Here is a 247-nt window from a genome sequence, read left to right as displayed (position 1 = left end):
GCTCTGGCCCATGCGTTGGGCCAGGACCCAAAGGTCCTGACGGCGCGTCTTGAGCAGCAAGCCAACAAAGAATTTATCTACCTGGTGCGCGGCTTGACCCCGGAGCAGGGCCAGGCCGTTCTCGATCTGAAGGTGCCAGGTGTTTATGGCATTGAAGAGTTCCGTCGCTTCTACCCGGCGGGTGAAGTGACAGCCCACATGGTCGGCTTTACAGATATCGACGATAAAGGCCGGGAAGGCGTTGAAC

At 58.3% G+C, this 247-nt stretch carries 1 pseudogene; it reads left to right on the top strand.

Features of this window, described 5'->3' with window-relative positions:
• Positions 1 to 247 (top strand): annotated as a pseudogene (locus NDO48_RS29445) (penicillin-binding protein 2); the annotation flags it as partial.

This window comes from Aminobacter sp. MET-1, from assembly GCF_026521175.1.
Taxonomy (GTDB): Bacteria; Pseudomonadota; Alphaproteobacteria; order Rhizobiales; family Rhizobiaceae; genus Aminobacter.
This window is presented reverse-complemented; position numbering and strand designations above follow the sequence as displayed.